The 21,537-nt window shown below is 42.9% G+C and carries 17 protein-coding genes; 1 reads left to right on the top strand and 16 read right to left on the bottom strand.

Annotated features, from left to right (window positions below; all coding sequences use genetic code 11):
• Positions 1–17: 17 nt before the first annotated feature.
• The 12 genes from G5B43_RS06755 to G5B43_RS06700 all read right to left on the bottom strand — a co-directional run bounded on the left by G5B43_RS06755 (position 18) and on the right by G5B43_RS06700 (position 16,856).
• Complete coding sequence (locus G5B43_RS06755) at positions 18–1,391, bottom strand: DUF4998 domain-containing protein (protein ID WP_165293936.1); 1,374 nt, start codon at positions 1,389–1,391, stop codon at positions 18–20.
• A gap of 115 nt (positions 1,392–1,506) precedes the next feature.
• Positions 1,507–2,682, bottom strand: a complete 1,176-nt coding sequence (locus G5B43_RS06750) for a DUF5000 domain-containing lipoprotein (RefSeq protein ID WP_165293935.1) — start codon at positions 2,680–2,682, stop codon at positions 1,507–1,509.
• A 35-nt stretch (positions 2,683–2,717) separates the two neighbouring features.
• Positions 2,718–4,646: a RagB/SusD family nutrient uptake outer membrane protein gene (locus G5B43_RS06745; protein WP_165293934.1), complete on the bottom strand. Its 1,929-nt coding sequence runs from the start codon at positions 4,644–4,646 to the stop codon at positions 2,718–2,720.
• Positions 4,647–4,659: 13 nt separating this feature from the next.
• Positions 4,660–7,797 (bottom strand): SusC/RagA family TonB-linked outer membrane protein, encoded by a 3,138-nt coding sequence (locus tag G5B43_RS06740; RefSeq protein ID WP_165293933.1) that lies wholly within the window; start codon positions 7,795–7,797, stop codon positions 4,660–4,662.
• A 352-nt stretch (positions 7,798–8,149) separates the two neighbouring features.
• The gene (locus G5B43_RS06735) at positions 8,150–9,592 is read right to left on the bottom strand and encodes an NAD-dependent succinate-semialdehyde dehydrogenase (protein WP_165293932.1); all 1,443 of its coding nucleotides are present in this window, start codon (positions 9,590–9,592) and stop codon (positions 8,150–8,152) included.
• A gap of 119 nt (positions 9,593–9,711) precedes the next feature.
• Positions 9,712–10,803 carry a D-TA family PLP-dependent enzyme gene (locus tag G5B43_RS06730; protein ID WP_165293931.1) on the bottom strand — a complete coding sequence of 364 codons (1,092 nt, stop codon included), beginning with the start codon at positions 10,801–10,803 and terminating at the stop codon, positions 9,712–9,714.
• Complete coding sequence (locus tag G5B43_RS06725) at positions 10,790–12,169, bottom strand: neutral/alkaline non-lysosomal ceramidase N-terminal domain-containing protein (RefSeq protein ID WP_165293930.1); 1,380 nt, start codon at positions 12,167–12,169, stop codon at positions 10,790–10,792. The genes G5B43_RS06730 and G5B43_RS06725 overlap by 14 nt, the downstream gene beginning before the upstream one ends.
• Before the next feature lie 36 nt (positions 12,170–12,205).
• Positions 12,206–13,285 carry a dipeptidase gene (locus tag G5B43_RS06720; RefSeq protein WP_165293929.1) on the bottom strand — a complete coding sequence of 360 codons (1,080 nt, stop codon included), beginning with the start codon at positions 13,283–13,285 and terminating at the stop codon, positions 12,206–12,208.
• Positions 13,266–14,180 (bottom strand): 3-hydroxyacyl-CoA dehydrogenase family protein, encoded by a 915-nt coding sequence (locus G5B43_RS06715; RefSeq protein ID WP_165293928.1) that lies wholly within the window; start codon positions 14,178–14,180, stop codon positions 13,266–13,268. Before G5B43_RS06715 ends, G5B43_RS06720 begins: the two co-directional genes overlap by 20 nt.
• A gap of 1 nt (position 14,181) precedes the next feature.
• Entirely contained in the window at positions 14,182–15,489 is a 1,308-nt protein-coding gene (locus G5B43_RS06710; protein WP_165293927.1) for an aspartate aminotransferase family protein, read from the bottom strand.
• Positions 15,464–16,465 (bottom strand): 3-hydroxyacyl-CoA dehydrogenase family protein, encoded by a 1,002-nt coding sequence (locus G5B43_RS06705; protein ID WP_206367259.1) that lies wholly within the window; start codon positions 16,463–16,465, stop codon positions 15,464–15,466. Before G5B43_RS06705 ends, G5B43_RS06710 begins: the two co-directional genes overlap by 26 nt.
• Positions 16,452–16,856 (bottom strand): RidA family protein, encoded by a 405-nt coding sequence (locus tag G5B43_RS06700; protein ID WP_165293926.1) that lies wholly within the window; start codon positions 16,854–16,856, stop codon positions 16,452–16,454. Before G5B43_RS06700 ends, G5B43_RS06705 begins: the two co-directional genes overlap by 14 nt.
• 115 nt (positions 16,857–16,971) lie before the next feature.
• Here G5B43_RS06700 and G5B43_RS06695 point away from each other — a divergent pair, with 115 nt between their 5' ends.
• Complete coding sequence (locus tag G5B43_RS06695; RefSeq protein ID WP_206367258.1) at positions 16,972–18,189, top strand: ATP-binding protein; 1,218 nt, start codon at positions 16,972–16,974, stop codon at positions 18,187–18,189.
• A gap of 24 nt (positions 18,190–18,213) precedes the next feature.
• Here G5B43_RS06695 and G5B43_RS06690 read toward each other — a convergent pair whose 3' ends face one another.
• From G5B43_RS06690 to G5B43_RS06675, 4 genes are read right to left on the bottom strand one after another with little or no spacing between them, the layout of a single operon-like run.
• Positions 18,214–18,906, bottom strand: a complete 693-nt coding sequence (locus G5B43_RS06690; RefSeq protein WP_165293925.1) for an RluA family pseudouridine synthase — start codon at positions 18,904–18,906, stop codon at positions 18,214–18,216.
• A 47-nt stretch (positions 18,907–18,953) separates the two neighbouring features.
• Positions 18,954–19,949 carry an MlaD family protein gene (locus tag G5B43_RS06685; protein ID WP_165293924.1) on the bottom strand — a complete coding sequence of 332 codons (996 nt, stop codon included), beginning with the start codon at positions 19,947–19,949 and terminating at the stop codon, positions 18,954–18,956.
• 6 nt (positions 19,950–19,955) lie between these two features.
• Complete coding sequence (locus G5B43_RS06680; RefSeq protein ID WP_165293923.1) at positions 19,956–20,729, bottom strand: ABC transporter ATP-binding protein; 774 nt, start codon at positions 20,727–20,729, stop codon at positions 19,956–19,958.
• Between the two features lie 6 nt (positions 20,730–20,735).
• Positions 20,736–21,494: an MlaE family ABC transporter permease gene (locus G5B43_RS06675; RefSeq protein WP_165293922.1), complete on the bottom strand. Its 759-nt coding sequence runs from the start codon at positions 21,492–21,494 to the stop codon at positions 20,736–20,738.
• Positions 21,495–21,537 lie beyond the last annotated feature (43 nt).

Here is a 21,537-nt window from a genome sequence, read left to right as displayed (position 1 = left end):
GTGTTTTTCAATTTATTCTACGGTCTGCTAAAGCCATGCAATACCGCCGGATGATTGCCTTTTATATCCTCAATCGTCAGATTAGTACCACTACCCAGTACCTTTTTCAAATCATAGGCGGCTACTAACCCGGGTGTTTCCGCGGTAACCCGAACGGACAACATATCCCCTAAGATCTCTTCCGGGCTGAGCGTCTTTTTGTAGAAACGCAATCGCGCTATCTCACCATTGAAAGACTGTCCAGCACTACTACCTGTCGGCGATGCTTTATGCCCCCCGACAGCTAGATCAGCGATATTCGTAGTTGACAACACCGTAGCAGGAAGTGTTCTTGAACCCAAAAGCACGCCATCCTTATATACAAGCATTTGTTTGTTTGCTATATCATAAACTGCAGCAATATGCACCCATGTATTTGTAGAGACAGCGGGCACATTTATGGCCTGAGTGCCGCCATTGTAGACCAAATCTGGATAAATATTTCCCGTGTTTCCTAAAAATGCTAATCCATAACCCGTATTGCCATAGTCTCCATAACCAGAGGTATAACGTTTTGCGAAAATCCGCTGCGTCGCGGCAATAGTGGGCGTCCGTGCCCAACAGGTCACCGTCATGGCCTCTCCGGCAGCGATGTCAAAGTCAGGATGATGAGGAATAAGCATATATTGACTGCTAGTACCGTTAAACACCAATCCTTCTATGACTTCAGAGAATTCCAAATCGCTGTACGCCGTATAAAATGTATCCAGCGCATTCTGAACCGGAACATACCCTGTTCTATACTTTAGATTCCCGTCGAACCTGTTGAGATAGACTATAGATCTTTCTTCTATGGGGACTTCTATCACGCGGGTATCACCATCTGCCCCATCATATTCAAGCTCAATCTTAATCGCTCCCTCAAAAACACTTTTCCAGGTTATATCAAGCTGATTGGAAGATTCGATATATGTAGCTACATCAATCAATCTATTATTTAGACTCTCCCGATAATTATCCCCGTATATCCTACTCGAGAGTTCCGTAGACAGTGATTTGTTCTTACCGTCTGCGGTGGTGGTTACCAGCTCAAATGTCAGGAAGTCTTCAGGAAGATCAGGCAATTGTATTTTGAGTTCCTGCCCGACAGTATTTTCCGGAATGGTATATACGACAGAGTCTGTTCTTGATCGCCAATACACCGTCATCGCCTTGGCCTTTGAATCATTATTCACAAATACGAGTTCTGCCCTTTTATTGCCCGGATAGACCTTGACTTCATTTATTCTGGACAAGTAGGTTGTTTCTCCTCTTTGCAGGTATTCGTCATGGAGGTCATTCATGTTGTCACAAGAAAAAAACAACGGGAGGATCAATGAAATCCTGAAAATATATTTAATAGTATTTTTCATCTGTTTATTTTTTTGTTTTTTATCTGTCAGATGGAGCCTTTGATGATTGAAATAATCATTTCTCTGTGTGTTTAATGATTATTTCAATCCTGTCGGGTTCATATCTTGTTATATTTTAGTCCTGAACTTCTCCCCAAAAGGTCATCTCCATCACTTGTGTATTTTGGGATCCGCCCCAGGTATCGAGCACATACCAACGTATATATTGTACAGGTGGAAGACCTCGCGGAAAGTTCCATTCTTCTCCATTGTAATGTCCATAATTTCGATCATCATCCGTTAAGACACCTAAAGGTTCGCCTGAGGGTTTAAACGAATCAAACTCGCCCAACAATATCCATGTACCAAAATTCTCATTTACGTTCGGAGAAATTGATCCCCATATTTGAAACTTCTTAGGATGTGCAAAGTTATAGAGCAAATTAGGTTCTAGCCTGTTGTTAATTTTGAAACGACTGAGCTTGGCCACTTGCCCCATATTGAAGGTATTGTCGTGTGTATAGCTGGCATATCCTCCTGATCCGGGTGCAATGGTACCGTTCCACAGGTTTTCTATCGCCCACTCGCCGGCCTGATAAGCATTGTAGGGTATTCCGGGTGGATTCCAGCGGGTAAACTTCGATTTGTCCAACTGTTCTTCAAACATCGGCGTCGCACTTACATACAGCGTATCGGACAAATTATCCCAGCGATCCCTAAAATATAAACCAAAAATGCGCTCTTCAGGACTGAATCCCCTTACATTGGCACTTCCCTCTACGGCCCCCGAGTAAAATCGATCCGCTTCCGACCACTCTTCTACGCCATACTCATTCGTAGTCGTCAGCACCGTCAACACCACCTCCGATTCGTGCGGATTCTTCCATTCGATGTGTATACCTCCAAAATCATCAATGACGGTCACTCCTTCGATGAGGTCAAAGACCGGTGCGTCTAAAGGTTGGATATCGACTGTTACAGGCGTAGAGGCATTATCGCTCTTGTCATACGCTATGAGTTCAATTTGCTGGGCTTGAGATTTTCCGAAGCCATCCAATGTTATTTTCCGATTAAAGACGGATGATTTTTGCTCTTTCGTTTGTCCATTGACGGTATACACCGCTTTGACGTAGGAAAAATCTTCATCAGTCGGTATAGTATAGTGGATGACACTACCGCCCGGGATATTCTCCACTGAAGTTCCCGACACCGGTCCCGGTGGGACATCGTCCATCGCATACTGGCCGATATAATCTTCTCCACATCCCCAAATCAGGAGCAGTAAGATCAGATATAATATATTTTTTTTCATCGTTATATAGTATTATATGATTTCTATTTTCCTATTTACCATCCTGGATTCTGCAGCAGGTTTGTATTCCGTAGCATCTCATCTTGCATGATTGGCCACAATATATCCCGTAAGGTGTACTGACTGCGGTTGTGTGTAATTACCTGATAAAATTCCTGCGGTGTTTCACCTGCTATATTCCACCCCCGAACAGGTTGGTTCATATACTGGATTGATTTCTTCCACCTTCGCAGATCCCAAAAGCGTTGCCCTTCAAAGGCTAGTTCAATATTCCGTTCCTGATGGATAATCTCCCTCATTCCTTCTTTTGTAGTTGGCTTTTGCGGAAACTTCGAGTGCTGCGTCCAAGAGTCTACAACACCACTTAGACCGGCCCGTTGCCGAATAAGATCGATATAGTGGTATACATTTGCATCAGGTGACGACAAACTTTCGTTGAGTGCCTCTGCATGGAGTAAATACAAATCTGCCAGACGAAACAATGGGAAATCGAAACGCATACCGACATACGCATCCTTACCTGTATAGGCCGACCGATAATTCGACAGCTTTTTGATATAATAACCTGTGGTCGAATAACGCTGGTTACCGATCATCCCTCCGGTCATGGATTTGGCTCTGAGATTCAAAGGCCATTGTGCATTCTCATCTGTTCTTCCTAAACCAAACCACCAACCGCCATCGACACCCAAGGAACCATAAAACCGAGGTTCACGGTTCAAGTGCAAACCGATAGTACGGTAGCCCGGTTGCATATATGCTTCCTGATCTGCCGGAACAAACGTTAAGGTCATACGATCGTCATAGGCATAATCCACATCCTCTTCAATCGGCACCCCATTGTTCGAATAAAACAATTCGGCCATCTTCAGCGTGGGTATAAACCACTGATACACTATATTTTGATGATCAGCGTGCAGTCGGGGTATCGTGCGTAATTCCAATCCAAGATCTTGGAGATTTGGACTGCTGCTATTAAAATCAGATAAACTCCAGATCCGCTCCTCATTGAACTTATCGGCTATGATCTGTCCCACCTGTATGACGCCGAGCGTCTCATTACTGACATTAAAAGTCGTCTGATGATGATATAATCTAATCCCGGCCTCATGTGCAATATCAATAGCTTCTTGGGCCGCCTCAGCCGCTAATGTCCATTTATTAGGATCTTCGACCGGATTAAACAGCACTATTCCACGCTTATCGATCATATTGGCATAATCCTGATTACCGTTGAAAAACGGACTCGCTGCCGTAACCAATACTTTGGTCTTAATCGCTGCCGCAACCGGTTTAGTGATACGCCCCGCATCAGATACCGTATTATCCACTTGCAAATCCAAATTTGGTATGGCTTCGTCCAATAGTTGTACGATGTATGCCACGACCTCATCTATGGGCTCCCTATAGACCATTAATTCTTCTGAAGGAGCAGTGGCCGGTATATTTTCCCTAGCAATAGGAATGGGTCCATATAGTTGCATAAGATAGAAATGATAGTAGGCTTTCAAGGTCTTTACCTCAGCAATCCATTTTTCCCGCTCATAGCTATCCAAATCCCTTGCCTTGTGTACATTAGCAATAAAGGTATTACAATCCCGAATAGCTTTCCATAGCGCAGACCCACCTTCAATATTATGCCAATAACTATACAACGGTCTCGTCACATTATTTCCATTAATAGCCAACTCCCGGTAATATTGTCTCCAACGTTCTTGGGAACCACCATCAATAAATTGGTGAATCCAAAGATCGTCACCTGCGGCAAAGCCGGGGTCATAACGTGTTCCATTTCTTGGAATTTGATTATAACAAGTCGCTAATGCCCTTTGGGCACTCACCCTGTCCTTATAAGCATCGTCCATTGTGGCTATATTATCCGGAACAACATCCAGATATTTTTGGCAACCATACAACGAAATGCTTACTATAATGGTTAAAACTATTTTTATTAATGATCTCATAACTGACACGTAATTATAGTGAACACTGAATTCCAAAATTGTACACCTGTTGCAGGGGATACCCTAAACCGTTACCTCCCATTTCCACATCCCAAAGCTTGAACTTGGAAAAATTATATAAATTGGTTCCGTTTATATACATTCTTATCTTCTCTATTCCAATTCTTTTGGTCAAGGTTTCTTTGAAAGTATACCCCAATTCAACCTGTTTGATACGCAAAAACGATCCGTTACGCATAAACCAAGTACTCACTTTGGTGTTATTTGTACTGGCGATATCGCTCAATCGTGGCCAAAGTGCTTTCAAATTTCTATTATCTTCAGACCAATGATCATCCACATAGGCTTGGAGCAGCTGATTTTTTTGTCCGGTAGCTAATGAAACAAAAGGAGCTGTTGCATCTGCATCTATCCAAAAGGAAGATTTGGCAGACCCTTGAAAGAAAGAAGAGAAATCTACACCTTTGTAACCCAATGAGAATCCAAAACCATACGTCATCCGAGGAATGGTAGGATAACCGATAGGCACCATATCCAGATTCGTGATTACGCCATCCTGATCAATATCCTTATACTTGATGTCGCCGCCTAATACCTCGCCAAACTGCTGCGGCGAATTATAGGCCTCCTCATCATCGATAAACAAGCGTTCGGCAACAAAACCAAACTGTTGTCCGAGGGGTATGCCCACACGGGAGCGCCACGGAAATGCGCTGTAATTGGGTTCTTCATATTTGATATATTTACCTTCCGCATAGGTAAAATTCCCCCGGCCTGAGACAAACCAACCATTGGCAAAGTTCTTATTCGCCTCCAAGGAAATGTCGATCCCTTTACTCTCTGCTTCGCCCACATTCGCTTGCGGCAAAACAGCCACACCCATTGTATTCGGCGTATGTGCCCGTGTCATTAAGATATTGTATCGATGCTCTTTGTACAGGTCAACCACAAGATTAGCCATATTGAAAAGTCCTATCTCCGCACTGAGGTTTAATTTCCGTGATGTCTCCCAGGTAATATCCCGGTTCTCCAGACGTCCTTCCGTCACGCCATTTATCCTATTTCCAAATTCAGACCCAAAGGTATACCCCGCCGACGATACATTTGGATTGATTTCCGACAAATAGAAAAACCTGTCTTCCAGACTACCGATGGCATCATTCCCCACCAGGCCATAGGTTCCACGCAACTTCAGATTAGATATGATCCGCTGTATATTGCCATTCCAAAAAGGTTCTCTCGACACATACCAAGCACCCCCCACGGATGGGAAGAAGCCAAAACGATGCTCTTTAGCAAAACGTTCGGAACCATTATACCCAAAATTCCCTTCCAAAAAGTATTTGTCTTGAAAGGCATACGTAAAACGCCCAGCTAATCCTAGGTTTCTTCTGGCTAGTGAATTTTGTAAGCTACCGGCATTCGCAGAAATTTTATTCTGCATATTATAGACCAACATACCACTGACCGAATGGTCTGTCCCAATATCTGTGCTATAGCTCAAAATACCCTGAAAATAATCTTCGGAAGTGATCTGTTTGGAATCTTCGGTATAGGTCAGGTACTCGTGTCCAGATGTGGGGTTCAGGTTAGTCAAGGTGTACTCCCCTGTTTGCTTGTCATAAGCCGATAAAATATAATAAAACGGCGTGTACGTACGGGATACCTGATAATAATTGTACCGTGTGGTATTGTACATTCCACTGGCTTTCAATCCGGGTAAGATGAAATCCAGATCCTGTTTGACTTCAAATTGCGCTAAAAACATGGCATTGGTATAATCGCGATATCCCCGCATGAGATTTGCATAAGGATTTAAATACTCCCCTGCGCCAGCATTTCCAAACAAGATATGCTCGGTCGTGAGATTCTTAGCATCCGGCTCATAATAGGCGGGAAATAATACCGGATCCGTACGGATAATCTGTCTATAAAAGTCTGCGCCTGTACCTAAGGGGCCTGTATAGTCTGTCCAGGTCGAATTAAGACGAACAATCGCTTCGGTCGTTTTGGTCAGGTTGATATTCACATTGGAACGTAGTCCATACGTTTTCAGATCAATACCGTTGTTAAAGTTGTTTCGGTTATCTACTTTGAGCATACCGTTATCCTTATTGTAAGTCGCAGCTACATAATAACGTGCGACCTTTCCACCACCATTCACATTTAAGTTGAGTCGATTATTAAAGGTCCGGTCTTTTAACAATAAAGATTGCCAATCTGTTGCCGGATAAATCATCGGATCTTCACCAGCCATCGTCCGTTCTATTTTTTCCCATTGATACTGTCGTGTTCTTCCCCTCGTTAAACTCGACTCATTTGCCAGATTCATATACGTAATCGGATCGGCTAATTCAATATTTCGCGTAGGTTGTGAAGCCGATGTTTCATAACGTAAGGAAATGCTTGCTTTTCCCTCACGGCCTTCTTTGGTGGTAATTAAAATCACACCATTAGCCCCTCTAGCACCATACAAAGACGTGGCTGTAGCATCTTTCATAATCGAAAAACTCGCCAAATCATCGACTTGCAAGCGTGCCAACTCACTGGCCGGCACTTCTACCCCATCCACCAAGATCAGGGGACGATTGGAATACCCAAAACTGGTTACTCCACGAATAAAAAAGTCTGCGTTATCAGCGCCCGGCTCTCCACTTTGCTGGAAAGCGATCAAACCGGCAACACGACCCGCTAAGGCAGTTGTCAAGTTACTCGATGGCACTTTCAACTCACTAGGCTTTACCGTTGTTATGGCTCCTACTACACTTTCCTTCTTCTGCTGCCCAAATGCGACTACTGTTACTTCGTCCAGTTCATCCGTGACAGGCTGTAACCTCACGTTAATTTCTGTTCGACTCGCTATGGGAATCACCTGCGTTGTATAGCCTACATAACTAAAGACAAGCTGTGCATCCCTGCCCACCATAATCTCATACTTCCCTTGCTCATCAGCCAGTACACCACGCGTGCTGCCTTGCACGGTCACTGTAGCTCCCTGTATGGGCTCTTCTTTCTCATTCAAAATCTGTCCTCTCACCAGATGTTCTGTTTGCTGCGCGGACAGCAATGTAGAAACCCCTAGCAAAACAAGGATATTTAGCAGCGTCCTAAGATATGCTAAAATAAATGTTGCTTTTTTTAATGGTAGCATTGGTTGAATTATTAGTAGTTCTGTATTTAAGTTTAATTTATATAGCTCGTTAGTCGATTCAGGTTTGTCTTCTAACGACCCCTTATACTATACAAAGATAGAATCGTGTCTTCCACAGGACTACTATTATTATTCTCTTATATGATATTATATTTTAATCTCTGCTATAAAATCTCGGTTTCTCTCCTGTGGAATAGCAAAACTTAGATCAATATATTAGGCTATGCTACTTGACAAGCCAAGGAAAGTGTTATTTAATTGGTTACATATCATTTTAGTAGCGATTTTGAAAAAGAAAAAAGTCAATGCAGCTACATTGACTTTGTCCTCATGGCAGAAAAATAGATTATACTTATTGAGTCGAAACACCAAAATTGATATATTTCACTTCCATATATTCATCCAGTCCGTATCGTGATCCCTCTCGACCGACGCCAGATTCTTTGATCCCGCCAAACGGTGCTCCGGCAAAAGAAATTTTCCCCTCGTTCACACCCACCATACCTGCTTCAAGCGCTTCAGCAACACGCCAGCAGCGATGCACATCATTGCTATAGAAATAAGCAGCAAGCCCGAATTCCGTATCGTTCGCCATTTGGATAGCTTCCTCTTCGGTCGAGAATCTAAACAGGGATGCTACGGGTCCAAATGTTTCCTCTTTGGCAATTAAAGCGTTTAATGGGACATCTGCAAGTACCGTAGGTTCGTAAAACAATTCTTTGATAACCTTCCCTCCCGTCAGTATACGAGCACCTTTGTCAACAGCATCGGTTACATGTTCCTGTACTTTATCCAATCCTTTTTTATTGATCAAAGGACCAATTTGTACGTCATGATCCAAACCATTACCCACTTTCAACGCTTTTACAGCCTCCGTTAATCGCTCTGAAAATTTATCAAAAATGGAATCTTGCACCAAAAAGCGATTAACGGCCACACAGGTCTGTCCGGCATTGCGAAACTTCGCAAACATAGCACCTTCAACAGCAGCCTCGATATCTGCATCGTCAAATACAATAAACGGCGCATTGCCTCCGAGCTCCAAAGAAATCTTTTTCACATTTTCCGACGCCTGTTTCATCAATGTTTTACCCACAGCAGTCGATCCGGTAAAAGATAGCTTTCTGATCAACGGATTCGTGCTGAGTTCATAACCTATACCCGAAGAATCGGTACCGGTCACCACATTTAGTACGCCGGTAGGCCAGCCGGCTTTTTCAGCAAGCATAGCGAGCGCTAAGGCGGTCAATGGTGTCTGTGACGCCGGACGGTGTACCACTGTGCAGCCTGCTGCAATCGCCGGGGCGATTTTTCTCGTGACCATCGCTAACGGGAAATTCCATGGTGTGATGGCAGCAACAACCCCCACGCCCTGTTTAATCGTTAGTATTCTGTTCGACATTTTCGGCGCAGGCGTGGTCTCTCCGTAACAACGCTTACTTTCCTCCGCAAACCACTGCACAAAAGAAGCGCCATAATCAACCTCGCCCAAGCTGTCAATCAAGGATTTTCCGGATTCCAATGTGATAATCTCCGCCAGTTCCTGTTTATGTTCCATGATCAATCGATACCACTCTTCTAACATAGCAGCACGTTGTCCGACATCACTCAGCTTAAAAGAGCACCAAGCTTTATAGGCTACGTCTACTGCATCATGTACGTTGGACACCGTTAGATTCGTTACTTTTTCAATAACGGTACCCGTAGCTGGGTTTATAACGTCGAATGTATCTGTTCCTGCTATCCATTGTCCATCGACAAAGGCTTTATTTTGCATTAATTCATTTAATCCCATTGTACAAATTTTATCTATATTCAATACCTTTACTTCATCTTAAAAAAGTAAAGGTACATTTCTTATAAAACTATGGGCTTCGATAATTTGTTTTTATCGTCTATTGAAATAAATCAACGCTATCTTCTCCTCGCCACAACTTCCCATTCATCCACAACTTTTCCTTCCACAACTACCAACAATTTATCATAGAGTGCCACTGTCGGGCAAATATGGATGGGCAGAGCATATAATACATCGCCTACTTGAAAGCGATGATTTACACCAGCTTCTAGTACGAGATGTTCTTCGCTATGGCTTACCGGTTTTAAATGAGGAACATTTAGAAAAAATACCCTATTCTCCAATGAATTTTCGGATGCTATGGCTTTATAGCCCAAATCAACACAAATCGTATTTTCGGACGGTAAAGAAACGACACGTGTCATCAGTACAGCTGCCGGAAGAAAATTTTGCTCCGGCAGCGTATCTGCATACCCTTTATCCCATAACACGAACGTACCTGGACTGCATTCAACCTCCGGATATTGTGCATAAATCGGAAATGAAGGTGAACCGCCGATAACCACGCGGGGTTTCGTAAAACCTTCATCCAACAATCGCTCTATTAACCTAGCAATAGGCTCATAATTCCGATCACAAATATTTTTACGCTCTGCTATATCTATTTCGCGAACATGACCATCATACGCGTGAAACCCCTGCACATTTAACCCAGCGATCTCGCTACTTAATCGGTATAGTTCGAAAGCATCATCCGGTAATATACCTGTACGACCCATACCAATATTAAGGTCGATGAATACATCTATCTGTGTCTCGTTTTGAACAGCGATAGCCGAAAGTTTCTTTACCGCATCCGTATGATCCACAATAGCTGAAAAACGCGTCTGGGGAAAATGCTGAACCAGTGTCGCAAACCGCTGTAATTTCGCGCCATGTAGCGGATAAGCCAACAACACGTCCGGCGCGCCGCACTCCCCTAACATCTTGGCTTCGGCAATCGTTGCGCATTTAAACTTACGAATACCTGAATCTAGCTGCAATTGGGTAATTTCTTTCGTTTTGTGCGTCTTGGCATGAGGCCGCAATCTATTGATGTCATCAATCATGCTTTTAAGCGCTTCGATATTATGTTGGACACGATTTGGATAAACCAATAGTGCCGGTGTATCTACCTGATTTTCTGCATGAAGATTATACCAGTTCATTTTTATGTTGCTCAATTTGTTTCAACAGTACATTCCTAATTTTAGCTTCTGCTGATTCCTCTAGAAAACTTGTTCGACAGCGCCAAGTCTCATAACCTCCCAAAGCAATTTCATGTTGTGGAGGTACGTATCCTACATAGTCATTGGCTAAACAAACGGTAAAATATCTCCCTTGCGGTGCCGACGCTTTCAATGCCAACCCGGTCTCCGCAAAAAACTCTCCTCCTAAAGCACCTATTATGCCTGTACCTATGCGAAAAGATTGGATGTAAAACTCCCTTTGTTCGGGAAACTCTGCTAATAAAACCTGCTCGCGGGCATAAATACGTCGATAACCGTCCTCATTTAGCGTAATATACTCATAGTCCGTATCCATAACCATTTGCTTTGCATTCTCCAATTCTTGTTCAGGCAGCTTTCTGATACCCACAGGCAGTTCATCGTACAATGCTTCCAAAGTCGGACATTCTTCCCATTGGAGGTTCTGTAAGTTCTGCAACACTTTATCTGCTAAATCCCAACCGATGTATTCACTTTTACGATGCTGCTCCTTTGGATAACGATCCGCCTCCATAAAATCCCAGATATTTATTTCACCACTGGTACCGTTACTCATCATCGCCACAAAACTATCATCGCCTTCCGACAGAACCTCTTCAAGTCGTTTCGCAAAACAACCGAAATAATCCGCACTGATGGTTCCCCGGTCGGTATCACCTACATAATGTAATGAATAATTGGCTAAGATTGCTATCCATCTATCATCCAGTCCTTTAACACCCAGATAAGCTAATTGCGTATCGGGGATAGAATTTCTTTCTACAATGTGCTCTTCATCTCCAAACGGATTGGTCTTCACCAAATCATAACCGCCTATCACAGGATTAAATGCTTTATATTGGGGAGCCATCTTGTATCTTCTACACAACACATGCTCTGGTGCATCTACAGTGCCAAAAGCTATTTTCGCTTTACGAAGATTAGGTAATGTTTCTATAACAAGATCGACCAACATCCTATGAAGATTGCTCCTATAAGTGAGATCAGCATGCCCCATCAACAAATCTACAATAGCACCTGCTGAATGGGTATGCGTACTGGAAATTAGTACGTGGGATTTGGGTATTCCCGTTGCCTTATGGATATCGGCCTTTACTTCATCTAAAAAATCCTGTTGCATAGCGCAGATATCCACTACGACAAACACCAATATCGTATCACGTTGCTTTAGCACGACAGATTTTGCATACAATCGATCGTGTATTTTATTGACATATCTCGTTTGGAACTCTCCGTTGATCAATGTGCCTAACGGTGGCGTAATGTCTTTTTGTAAAGCCGCAGCTTGAAATGAATTGTTAGCCATTTTTTTCAATATTACATTCGGCAAATGTAGTTCACCTTATTTCAAAGCATTTCTCAAAAAACGCAACCAATTTCCGTGAAATATATTGTCTATATCCTGCTCGGTATAGCCTCGTTTGGACAAAAGATACGTATATTTTTGTAAATCCGCGATGGAGTCCATGTCCCATGGAGACTGCTCCGTACCAAAGATGCCATCCAGATCACTTCCGATGCCGATATGCAACGAATTTCCAGCTATTTGGCAGATGTGATCCCAATGGTCGATGAGCATTTCCAATCGGATATCCAATTGCCAGGGATCGGAAATCGTATCGATAAATCGAATATCCATCGCCCAACAATCCAGCATACCGCCGATAACGGCATCCCGCTCGATCAATTGCTTAATTTGCGTATCGCTCAATTGCCTTTGATTGGGAACGATTTTACGTACATTATGATGGCTGGCCCAGATTGGTCCTGTATATTGTTCCATAGCTTGTGTAAAGCCTTCGTCCGTTAAGTGTGTCACGTCCAATATCATGTGCAGCTCACCCATAATCTTCATTACTTCCAACCCTTCCGGATGGATTCGTCCTGCTGTCTTTGTGCCGTCCGCATACCGCCCTAGCCCAAAATGAGACAATCCTACAGCCCGCAAACCATACCTATAAGCCTCATGCAAATAGTCTGGCGTAACCAGCGAATCCGCACCCTCTAAGCTCAATAAAAAGCCTACCGGTTTGGTTTCATCTGCAATCGTTACGTCATTCCAAAGCTTGATATGAGCATCCAAACCTTTTTTATCGACAATCTGCACCATCTCCCCCTGCTTCTCCATTTCCTTGTACCAAGTCAATTGTGCTTGTGTCATTGCCCAAGCCTGTGCAGGTGAATTCCACCCCGTCAATGCACTGTTGAACGGGTTGACACGAGCCAGTTGTGTGGCCACGATAAAACCCACTTTACCCTTCCTTAACTCCGGCAGACAAACAGTACCCTTACCTCGATCCGGCTTGTCTTTCATATTCATTTCTTTCAAACGGATATGTTCTAAAGGCATAGTCAGGTCACGGTTCCATTCCAAGGCGTTCATAGCCAGGTCTAAATGGGCATCAACGATCAAGCGGCTCATGAGGGTATTTTATAATTAATTGCTGTATTTCTTCGCTAAACTCCTTGAAAATTTTCTGCCAATGTTCCTTTTCTTTTGGATCATAGCTATAAAATCCTTTACCGTTATCCATTCCCGTCTCTTCCTTATCTCTCTTTTCCTGCAAAATTTCGGGCAGTGCCATCATGTTTGATAATTCCCTGTTCAAATCTTGCATCACCATGCCGTAGGCGTACGTTCCCATCAAATCCATGTATCTGAAATTTCCAACAAATGGCAGATAAAATCCGGCATCATTCCGACAGGCTCTATCCACACTTTCGACGGATGCAAAATCATTCTCCACCAAATAGATTCCTTCACGCAGCATAGCGGCCATCATTCGCGCGCGTATACTAAACCCATGCTGTACAACGTACGGGTCTTTTTTCCAATATGCTTTCAGCCATTTTTTTAGATCTTCGAGGTCAGCAGGACGCGTGTATTGATTAACGACGATTTCTGCAAAGAACGTCCGGTGTACAGGATATGTCCAATTCAACCCCAATAGTCTCGTCCTATTACGCATCTGCGTTTGTATCTCATCCAAACAAAGTGCCTCCAAGTTTACCGTTATAATGGTATCGTCGTCGCATCTTTCCTCTACTTTTCTAATAACCTTCTGTTTCTCCGTTAATTGGTCATCCGTAATTAATATCACCAATCTACTATATATAGTCTCCGGCCAGTCGGTTATAATTTGTAGGTTTTTCTTATTTGACACATACTCCTCCATGGCAGCTGCCGCAGTTTGCTGATCATTGGTTAGTAGGAGCGCCGGATATCCTAAAAGCAACAGATCAGTTACAATGCTATAAACGAGTTTATCTTGACCGATGACCATGATCGGAAACGTCATTCCATTCTTCACAGCCATATCATTTCAACTCTTTTAAAACCGTCTCACTTATTTCAATAGCCTGATCGATATCATCCTCGGTATGTACCGCCGAGATATACCAAAGTCCACGACCGATAACACGGATACCACGATCATGCAATCGAGCGACGAAACGTCCCAGTTTTGCTTTATCCGCTTGAAGTGTATCTCTATAATTCTTCACTTCAGGTAATGACGTAAAAGCCGTATTGAACATCGGCCCCACGCCTTGTACTTGCAAGTCCTGCCCTGCTTGTTTTGCAGCTTCTCGCAAACCTGCCATCAAACTATTTCCCAAACGGAACATACGGTTATGGGTATCCGGATCCTGCTCCAGCACAGCGATGGTCGCCAAAGCCGCTGCCACCGTTGGATTACTGGTATTCATCGTACCGGCATGGATGACCCTTGCTGACACAATTTCATCCATCCACTCTTTTTTGCCAACAATAGCACTAATCGGATACCCGCTGGCAATGGCTTTAGCAAAAATGGACAGATCCGGTGTAACACCGTAATATTGCTGTGCCCCTCCCAGCCCCAATCGAAAGCCGGTAATGACTTCATCAAAAATCAACGCTATTCCATAGCGATCACAGATTGTCCGTAACCCTTGCAAAAACCCTTCATTAGGCACAATGCATCCGTTATTACACATGATCGGCTCTGTAATAATTGCAGCCAATTCGTTATGCTTTTCTGCTACGACACGTTCTACTAAAGCCAAATCATTCCACGGAAGCACAATAAAATCATTTTTACTGTTTGGCGATAGCCCCGCCGACCACGGAAACACATTTGGATTATCTTCATCGCCCAACGCCTCAATAGATCCGGTACTGATACCCCAGGCGACATTATCCAACCAACCATGATAATGCCCTTCGAAACGCAAGAACTTATTCTTCCCCATCTTCGACCTGGCAACACGGAATGCCGTTTGAACCGCTTCGGAACCATCTAAGCAAAAACGCATCAGCTCTGCCGAAGGAATCAATTGGTTTAATTTCTCCGCTAATTCAATTTCTTTGATATGTTGGCCAGCAAACAATTGCCCTTCTCGGGAATATTTCTCTATCGCCTCCAACACTTTCGGATGGGAATGCCCAACAATTAACGGCCCTTGGCTTAATGTGAAGTCCAAGTAGTCGTTACCATCTACATCATATATATGTGTCCCTTCACCATGTGTATAAAAGATCGCATGAGGATGGTTGTATTTTCTGAATTCGGAAGACACTCCCCCTGCTAAGACCTGACTGGCTCTATCCAATAGATCCTTAGATTTTTGATAGCTTCTGTTCATTATATGTCTTTTCCCTTATATATTTCTCTGTATATCGTGTCGCTAAATGATAAATTTCCTTATTGAATTGCGCGAACGCTTCTTCCCAAGCTTTAGCTTGTTTCTCATTATAATCATAAAAGCCTTTACCACTGTGTATACCTCTCGCACGTTCTACCACCAAAGGCCGCATAAGATCTGGCACATCTGTACGATTGCTTAATTTTGGAAGGATGCTCTCAAAAGAATCGATATAATCGGCAAATCCCATAAAGTCCATTCGTCTGAAAATCCCCATTAAGGTTATCCATGAGCCCACATCATAGCGAAAAACCTTATCGGCATCTTCCATCGTGGCATCACCATTTTCAATTAACGTCAATGCTTCACGATAAACAGCATACATCAGCCTGTTGGTAATAAAACCCCGTATATCCTTTCTCAAAAGTGTAGGCTCTTTACCCCAACTTTTTCCTAAATCCATCACCCGCTTGGCTATATCTAAATCTGTCTTCATTCCACATGTCACTTCCAAAAAGCGCGTCATATAAGCAGGTTCTGCCCAATGCACACCGATAAATCGACTGGGATTGGACACGAACTGTTGCAGATCGCTGATGGGTATTGCTGAAGTATTGGAGGCTATAACAGTTTCTTGAGATACATGGTTCGTAATCTGGTGATAAACCTTATTTTTGATTTCCATATCTTCAATTACACATTCCTGCACAAAGGTGCAATCCCTTATCTCTCGGTAATCTTCGGTCACCGTTAGGTTATGTACGCAGTAATCCAAACCTTTAGGTAGTAGATTAGCTTTGTCTGCATGCCGCAGCAACGTCACGATATGTTGGATAGCAGGATTTTTTTCTCCCGGTATGGGAGCTAAAGCCACGACACGGTAACCAGATGCTAGCAAAGAAACCACGATACTACTTCCCATTAACCCAAGCCCTACAACCGCAATTTGCCTATTTAAACGATCATTCATTTTCATGGGTATCGGGAAGCTTTACAATACAATCTATCTCTACACAAATTCCCTCTCCCAGCACGGACTGTACCGTTGTTCTCGCAGGTTTTACGTCTCCAAAAAAGCGTGCGTATACATTATTAAATCGACTAAAATCGTCGATATTAGATAAATGAACGGTACTTTTGATCACATCATCCATCGTGGCACCCGCAGCTTGAACAATGGATTTTATATTTTCCATCGTGCGGTTTGTTTCTTCTTCTATGCTCCCTAGGATAAAAGTAGAGGTTTTGAAATCCACCGAGGCCTGGCCGCTGATAAAAAGAAACCCGCCCGCAATAACACCATCAGAATATGCTCCGGTAACGAAAGCCGCGTCTCTATCGGGGTGTACAATTTTCTGCTTACTCATATACAATGTTTTGGTTTAATTTATGTGTATACTGTATAGCAAAAGTACATTTACGGCATGCTCAGGTCTATTACATTTGTGCCTAATTGTAGTACTATTTTTCAATCGGAAAAATATGGAATTAGATTCCATATTTTTCCATCAATATACTTATATTAGCAATATGATTCCTCGCGCAGCAACAGAAAAACTGTTACAATTAGCATCTCTATTCAGAGCGGTTGCCGTAATCGGTCCAAGGCAATCGGGCAAAACCACTTTAGTGCGCTCCTTGTTTAAGGACAAGCCTTATGTTTCATTAGAAGATCCCGATACCCGGCAATACGCATTGGCGGATCCTCGCGGTTTTTTAGGGAACTATCCCGATGGAGCTATTTTGGATGAGGTACAACGTACACCCGATTTATTCTCCTATTTACAGGGCATCCTCGATCAGCGCAACAGAATGGGCGAATTTATATTAACGGGTTCAAACAACTTTTTACTACAACAGAATATTACGCAAAGCCTAGCCGGCAGGGTGGCTTATCTACAGTTATTGCCTTTTTCATTACAGGAATTATATAACCGGGATGCTCCCGAATTAATGAAGCAGGATACGGTGTTGCTACAGGGAGGTTATCCGCCGCTATACGACCACGGTATTCCACCAATGGACTGGTTCCCTAACTACTTACGCACCTATATCGAACGGGACGTACGGCAAATCAAAAATGTTACGGACCTGATTGTTTTCGAGCGATTCGTCCGTTTACTCGCTGGCCGATCCGGACAGGAGCTAAACATCACGCCATTAGCGGTAGAAGTTGGGGTAGATATCAAAACAATACAATCGTGGATAGGTATCCTTGAAAGTAGTTTCATCATATTCCTACTCCGCCCACATTTTAAAAATTTCAACAAGACCATTGTCAAAAGACCGAAAATCTATTTCTATGACACGGGCTTGGTATGTTCGCTGCTGGGAATAACACAAGAAAAACAGTTGGAAACACACCCGCTTAGAGGAAATATATTCGAAACTTGCGTAGTTTCAGATTTAATCAAAAAGAGGACAAATAACGGGAGGGAAATCAACCTCTATTACTGGCGTGACAAAACAGGCCGTGAAGTAGATCTCGTGATTGATAATGTCGACCACCTAACTCCTGTAGAAATTAAATCCGGGAAGACCGTCCATACTGATTTCTTCAAGAACCTTCTCTACTGGATGAAACTTAGTGATACAAAAAACGGCTTTATCCTATACGGAGGCGACCAAAATCAATCCCGAAGCAGTGGAATACAGGTGAGCAGCTGGCGTGACTTGACCTTGGAAAATTTTATGTCGTAATTTATTTTTACAGCTGTCAAATTTCTACTTCAACAAAATATTAAACCGTTCCCAAAAACCGTCTACAGGTAACTTTGCGGTAAGCGTTAGCTTCTCATTTTTTATAGGGTGAATAAATTCCAAAGAACAGGAATGTAGACAAATTGTACGACGAAGGCTTCCACGTGGGTATCCATATTTGTTGTCCCCTACGATAGGGCAACCCATATATGCCAATTGGGCACGAATCTGGTGTGTACGTCCGGTCACAGGTTCTACTTTCAATAGATAATAACCATCAAGAACACCTAAAACCTCGTAATCCAATTGCGCAAAGCTCCCTCCCTTTACTTCTCGGTCGTAGGCTTTAGTGATCATTTTTTTACGATCCCGCAGTAGCCAGTTTTTTAATGTATCCGTATCTTTGGGTGGACGATTACGTACGACGGCTAAATAGGTTTTTGATACTTTCCGGTCGTGAAACAAACGGTTCATGCGATCCAGACCTTTACTCGTTTTTGCAAAAAGAATCATACCACTGACAGGTCTATCCAATCGATGGATAACACCTACAAAAGCGCCGTTTGGCTTTTGGTATTTGGCGGTAAGATAGGCATTGACCATATCTTCCAATGATTTATCTCCCGTATCATCTACTTGCACAATATCACCAGCTCGCTTATTGATCGCTATGTAGTGATTGTCCTCATAGATAACATCTTTATCCGTTATTTTCATGAGATGACTTCTGCAAAGTTGTTCATTACACCTTTACATTTATGTCCTTACATCTTTAAAGAATCTTTAGTAGCCTTTTCCTGTTCTTTTTGTTGTTTCCGGAAATACCCCCTAAACAGAAAGTTGCTCTGCAACGCTTTCATATTTTCGTCGAGCTTATCGGTACTACCGTTCAGGTTGCGAAGTATCTGCCTAATCTCTTCCGCAGCTTCTGGATCATTTGTCAATACACCGATGGCGTTATTCTTATCGTTGAGACGCGCAGAAGTAGCATTCAGATTTTCCATTAACGTTGATGCTGTTTCTGTTACGCCTTGAAGTTGCGCTGCTGATTCCCTTAAGCTTGCGAAAACCGCCGTATCCGTTGTCAAATCATGGATTAGTCCTTGATTACTGTTTAATTTGTTCATCAAAACAACCAGGTTAGCAGAAGCTTTATTGACATCAGCCATCGTTTTGTCTAGCCCTTGTACCGTACTCTTTAATGACAGTGCAATGGTGGAATCTGTCATTAAAGCTCCCACCGTACCTTTTCCTTCCACCATTTGTTTGGAAAGTATGGCAAAATTCTTGGTTATCTCCACTAAATTTTCATTATTGGTTTGTAATGTTGCAAACATGGCGTCCGTGTCCGTACCACCCACCGATTTAATAACATCGCCGTCTCTTATCGGTGGAACCTCATCCGATCCTCCCACCAGGTTAACGATAGCATTTCCGATCAATCCATCGGAACCTAGCTTGGCGACGACATCTTCCCGAATAAACTGACTGGATTTCTCTTCAATGTGCATAACGACTTTCACATCGTCGATACTTTGGAACTTTATTTCTTTGACAATCCCCACTTTCACGCCCGAAAACCAGACATTGTTTCCCACCTTCAATCCTTTTACGTCATGGAAATAGGTCGTCACAACCAAATTCTTGCTGAATTTGTTTTGTTGCGTTCCCAATACCAGAATACCCGCTACCAAAATAATTAAACCAATCAGGACGAATAATCCAACTGTAAGCGAACGCTTCCTTTCGTTTGTACTCATATATCTTTAATCAATAAAATTATAATCATAAAAGGGTTTCACACGTTCATCATCCGTATCAAAAATCTCCTCGAACGTCCCCTGTCTTTCAAATTTACCATCCAACAGCATCACCATTCTATCCCCCACCATTTTTGCGCAGGACAAATCATGGGTAATAATAATGGATGAAGTTCTATATTGTTCCTGCACCTGGTTTATTAATGAGTTTATATCCAGACAAGTCAATGGATCAAGGCCGGCAGTAGGCTCATCATACAACATAATATCCGGGCGCAATATCAATGTACGGGCAATCCCGATACGCTTACGTTGTCCACCGGACAATTCTGAAGGCATTTGATTGATCGCTTGTGAAAGTCCTACACCTTCCAGCACTTCCTCTACCTCTTTATCAATTTCTGCTCTCGTCAAATTACGCTTATTTCTGACCAACGGAAATTCCAGGTTCTCCCGCACGGTCATACTATCATATAACGCGCTATTCTGAAAAGAAAAACCAATACGTTGGCGCAAGGCACGCAATTCCCTTTCATCTAATCGGTTAACTATTTCCCCCAACACATGGATGTCACCTTCGTCTGGTTTTAGCAATCCCGATATAAGCTTGATCAGTACAGATTTACCTGTGCCAGAGCGTCCTAAAACAACTAAATTCTCGCCATTAAATAATTGGAGATCAACATGACGTAATACATGCAGGTCACCAAACGATTTACTGACGTTATCGACGTGGATTACCACGTCGTCCTGATTGATATTTACTTTCTTCTTCTCCATACTTTATTAGCCAATCAAGGAAAGTAATTGAACGATAAGCAATTCTTCGATAAACACGAGGAACATGGACGATACTACCGCAGCATTGGCCGCCTTACCAACACCTTCTGTTCCTTTGGATGAATAATAACCAACATAAGTGCTTGCAAATCCAATGGTGAATCCAAAGACTACCGCCCGTAATACCATCGCGAAAACATCTTTGGCTGCAATCGATTCGAAAACTTGGGTAAAAAAGGCTAAAATACTTAAATCATCTTTGGTAGCTATACTCAAATATCCGCCCAATAAACCAATACCTGCTACATAAAAACACAGCACCGGAATCATCGTTGTCGTTGCAATGATGCGCGTAGATATTAAGAATTTTGTCGGGTTGGTACCTGAAACTTCCATAGCATCAATCTGCTCGGTCACATTCATCGAACTCAGCTCTGCTCCAATCTGGGAACCGACTTTGCCCGAAGCAATCAATGCCGTAACCAAAGGAGCTAATGCCCGAACAATTGCAATGGATATTAGATTCGGAAGCCAGGACGTGGCGCCAAAATCTTCGAGAGAAGGTCGCGATTGTTTAGTAAAGACAAAGCCTACGATAAATCCCGTCAAACTGATCAATGGAAACGATTTCCATCCGATCTCGTAACACTGACGGACAATCTCTTTAAATTCGTAAGGAGGAGATACCGCTTCCCGTAGGAAACTCATCATAAAACGATGGATTCTGGCGAACTCAATAAGTAGTTTTTCTATTTTACGTCCCATTTATGTATGAGGTTTTCCAAAGAAGTACTCGGCAAAGATAAAA

The organism is Sphingobacterium sp. SGR-19 (assembly GCF_011043555.1).
Classification (GTDB): Bacteria; Bacteroidota; Bacteroidia; order Sphingobacteriales; family Sphingobacteriaceae; genus Sphingobacterium.
The sequence above is the reverse complement of the archived record's forward strand: the minus strand, read 5'-3'. Positions and strand labels throughout refer to the sequence as shown.